The sequence below is a fragment of the Pseudorhodobacter antarcticus genome (assembly GCF_900110135.1).
GTDB classification, from domain to species: Bacteria; Pseudomonadota; Alphaproteobacteria; order Rhodobacterales; family Rhodobacteraceae; genus Pseudorhodobacter; species Pseudorhodobacter antarcticus.
The window spans coordinates 1-3,084 of record NZ_FOCO01000092.1 but is presented as its reverse complement, the minus strand read 5'-3'; the positions used below and the strand labels follow the sequence as shown (position 1 = coordinate 3,084).

The window sequence follows — 3,084 nt, the reverse complement described above, 5'->3', positions numbered from 1 at the left end:
CCGGCATAAATGCCGTGCCGGGCAGCTGTTCCAGCTTCGCAAAGGAACTGGCCAAACCATAAGACAAGAGGGGGTCCACCTCGATCAGCATGCAGTGTCAATTGATCCCGTGGAACAGCATGTTTCTCCATTGTGTCGATGAATAGTTCCTTGAACTGGGCCGCGCTTTCGGCGTGCTCGCCGCGCCAGCCGACCACCCGGCGGCTAAAGATGTCGAGGATGACATAGAGATAGAAATAGGACCTCTTCACCGGCCCCATCAGCTTGGTAATGTCCCAGGACCAGACTTCGTTGGGCCCGATTGCCAGTAATTCCGGCTTCACATAGACGGGATGCGTGCGTTGTCGGCGGCGCTCAGCAACTTCGCCCTGAGCCGCCAATATTCTGTACATTGTGCGGATCGAACACAGGTATGTCCCTTCATCCAGCAATGTGGCGAAGACTTCGGTGGGTGTTTGATCGGCAAAACGGGGTTCGCGCAAATGCTGCAGCACCTGATCGCGTTCACGTTCTGGCAGGGCCCGCGAAGAAAGTGCGCGCACTTTGCGCGCTGGCGGTGGGGCCGTCAGTGCCGCGCGGTGCCGAAGAACGCTTGCGCGAGACAAAGACAGCGCAGAGCAAACAGCAGAGGTCAAACCGCCGCCAATCGGTCAGGGCTGAGGAATAAAGCCCCTCCCGGCGCAGAATGCTCGTGACCATACCCGTGCCTGCGGCACGGTCTGTCTCATCCAGAATGCGCAACTTATATTTGGCGGTGAAGATGCGCCGTTTCGGCGTACTCGTCAGCTCGGCTCTAGAGACCGCCGGCGCGGCAACGACGCGGGTGGGTGCCGTGTGAGGCGATTGCTGTTCAGATACGGTACCCACCAAAATAGGTGGCTGTGAAGGCATAACCATGTGTTCGTGCTCCTGCGCCCTCAAGTGTAAACTTTAGCCACTCGATTGTCTCACGCTTATTGGCACGGAGGGGTGAGCGTCCGGCTTGACCGCAGTTATCGTGCCTTCCATGGCAACAGATCATCGATGCGGTTTATTTTGTGGTCCGAGATGCGGTCAAGCGTCTCGGCCAACCATGCTTGCGGATCGGCGCCATTCAGTTTGGCGGTTTCGATCAGGGTGTGGGCGATGGCGGCGAATTTGCCACCGGTTTGCGATCCGACGAAGAGGTAGTTGTTAATTTTCGAGTAGGATCGACCCATTGGCATGTCGATTTTCGTGTCGAATTGACCCATTTTTCCATTTGGCGTTATCCCCCCCCTGAAACATGGTAGTCTCATGAAAAGATGGCGGAATTATTGGTATTATTGCGCCATGGCGTTTCGGAAAACTGGGTCAATTCCTCGCAGATTTCAACAGCCTGCGTCATCGAGCGACCCGTATATCCGTCATTTTTGCGAAACAGTGTCCAAGTCGAGCTCCCGCAACCAAAATCTTCCGTAATAACAAAGACTTCAAAGCCAAGCATAACGCTCGGCTTTTGTCGTTCGCATTTTGTGTCCACGCTGTGTCAACGTTCACAGAGTGGCATGCCATGGGGTGAAAATAGGTCAAAGTGCGAGCTCGTAGCTGGTGCTGCGGCCGCCAGCATCTCCTTTGCGCAAAAGCCCCAAGTCCAGCAGCGCAGTGATATCGCGGTTCGCGGTATCCTGTGAGCACTTCGCGATGGTCGCCCATTTCGAGGATGTCATCTTGCCCTCAAATCCGTCAAGCAATCGGTTCAGGATCTTGATCTGACGCTCGTTCAAGGCCAGCGCTGCTGCGCGTTCCCAGAACTGTGTCTTTGTGGTGACTGCTGCCAAGACGCCATCAGCCCCGTGGATTGCCCGGCCAAGGCAGGCAAGGAACCAGGTCAGCCAATCCGTCACATCCGTCGCCCTTTTCTGGGTGCGTTCCAGTTCATCATAATAGTCTGACCGCTCGATCTGAATCTGCGCCGACATGCTGTAGAACCGTTGTGGACTGGCCTCTGATCGCGCAAGCGTCAGATCAGCGATGGCACGGGCGATGCGGCCATTGCCATCTTCAAAGGGATGGATGGTCACGAACCACAGATGCGCCAGAGCCGCTTTGATCACCGGGTCCATGGTCAAGGGCGCGTTGAACCATTCCAGAAAAGCGCCCATCTCCGCAGCAACCCGTTCAGCTGGGGGGGCGGCATAGTGGATCCGTTCTTTGCCAAAGGGTCCGGACACCACCTGCATCGGCCCCGAACTGTCATCGCGCCAATCGCCAACGCGGATGCGCGTCATGCCACTGCGACCTGTCGGGAACAGGGCGGCATGCCAACCAAACAGGCGCTCGGCGGTAAGCGGCGCTGTGTAATTCCGGGTCGCGTCCAGCATCACCTCGACGATGCCTTCGACGTTGCGGTCGGTCGGGGGCAGGGCACCGATGTCGATGCCAAGGCGGCGGGCAAGCGATGACCGCACCTGCGTCGCATCCAACGCCTCGCCTTCAATCTCGCTGGTCTTCAGCACATCCTGCGTCAGGGTCTGAAGGACAGCCTCTTCGCGCAGCTTGAACCCCAGCGATTCCATTCGCCCGATAAGGCGCCCCTGATCGTGGCGCACAGCTGCCAAAGGCGTTGCGATGCTGGCATCGCGCCAGGTAAGCACTGGCCAAGCTGGCCTCTCCCAGATGTACATTATACTCTCCGCATCATGCGCGGTGATTGTGCAGTGTATTCGCCGCATCCGCAAGACTAAACGCCGCACCTTCTGCGGAGGTTAGAGCGTGTAATCTCCGCACGTCTTTCAAAACCACCAACATGCGTAAACCGAAGGCCGCCGCTGCCCCCAGTGTCTCGGGCATCAGCGCTCTCTATCTCCAATTGTTGAAGCCATCGCCCGTAAGTGGTATGTGACTGAGTCATACCATGAAGGCGCAGATGACCGTCAAAACAACCCTCAGCTTTACCGACCGCCATCACCACTTCCTCTCGGAAAAGGTAGGGCAAGGCGTATTCGCGACCCAGAGCGCAGCAGTCGCGGCAGCCCTTGAGCAGATGATGGGCTCTGTTGCACAAATCCCATGAGGGATTCATCTTGTGAATCCAGCATGGTAGCTGTGTGGTATGAGTAAACC

Annotated in this window: 3 protein-coding genes and 2 pseudogenes; 1 reads left to right on the top strand and 4 read right to left on the bottom strand. The window is 57.1% G+C overall.

The genetic code is table 11. From position 1 onward, the window contains the following. From BMY36_RS20705 to BMY36_RS18850, 4 genes and pseudogenes are all read right to left on the bottom strand, one after another. Nucleotides 1-897: pseudogene (locus BMY36_RS20705) on the bottom strand (DDE-type integrase/transposase/recombinase); the annotation flags it as partial. A 95-nt stretch (nucleotides 898-992) separates the two neighbouring features. Then, nucleotides 993-1,172, bottom strand: a pseudogene (locus tag BMY36_RS18860) (transposase domain-containing protein); the annotation flags it as partial. Between the two features lie 101 nt (nucleotides 1,173-1,273). After that, on the bottom strand, nucleotides 1,274-1,465 hold the full coding sequence (locus BMY36_RS18855) for a hypothetical protein (protein ID WP_050520773.1): 192 nt from the start codon (nucleotides 1,463-1,465) through the stop codon (nucleotides 1,274-1,276). A gap of 82 nt (nucleotides 1,466-1,547) precedes the next feature. After that, nucleotides 1,548-2,645: a Fic family protein gene (locus tag BMY36_RS18850; protein WP_050520774.1), complete on the bottom strand. Its 1,098-nt coding sequence runs from the start codon at nucleotides 2,643-2,645 to the stop codon at nucleotides 1,548-1,550. Between the two features lie 230 nt (nucleotides 2,646-2,875). Between BMY36_RS18850 and BMY36_RS20135 the strand changes: the two genes are divergently transcribed. Next, the gene (locus BMY36_RS20135; protein ID WP_156215266.1) at nucleotides 2,876-3,034 is read left to right on the top strand and encodes a hypothetical protein; all 159 of its coding nucleotides are present in this window, start codon (nucleotides 2,876-2,878) and stop codon (nucleotides 3,032-3,034) included. The last annotated feature ends 50 nt before the right edge of the window (nucleotides 3,035-3,084 follow it).